Annotated in this window: 1 pseudogene; it reads right to left on the bottom strand. The window is 64.5% G+C overall.

Features of this window, described 5'->3' with window-relative positions:
* Positions 1-81: 81 nt before the first annotated feature.
* Positions 82-636 (bottom strand): annotated as a pseudogene (locus tag KUM32_RS42730) (ABC transporter); the annotation flags it as partial.

The raw sequence follows: 636 nt of genomic DNA, 5'->3' as shown, positions 1-636 counted from the left end.
GCGAAACAGCCCGGCGGACGGGACGAGGAAACAGAGAGGGAAGGAGGCGCCCCTTCGCTAAGGGGTGCGGGGCGTACGAACTCAGAAGAGCCGCTTACGACCCCAGAAGAAGATGAACGCCACGACACCGGCGGTGAGGGCGAACAGGATCGACGCCCCGAACCATTGCATGGCGTTCATCTGCGACATCGGGAGGTACTGCACCGACCAGCCCACGACATCGGCCTTGTCCAGGCACGCCTGCTGTGCCGCGTCGGTCTCCGCATGCCTACAGGTGCTCCAGCCCAGCAGATCCCCGCTGCCAGTGACATACGACTGATCGATTTCGTGGGCGCTGTAGGGCAGCGACGGGAACGTGTTCTCGCCTGTGACACCCTTGTTCGTCGTAACCGTGACGACGTTGCCGAGCGACAGCAGGAAGTCACTCCAGACAAGCTGGAGGACGACGGTGAAACCGAAGGTGACCACCATGGCCGTCAGCGTGCGCCGCAGCACCATGCCGATCGCCACCCCGCCGAAGACGGAGAAGAGGGTGAGGGCGACAGGCACCGGGCCCGTCGTGTTGAACGCGGCGCCCGAGGTCCATTCCATGACCGTGGCCTCGGACTTGACGGGGTTCCACCACCAGCCGAACAC

The sequence above is a fragment of the Streptomyces sp. AC627_RSS907 genome (assembly GCF_019049165.1).
This window is presented reverse-complemented; position numbering and strand designations above follow the sequence as displayed.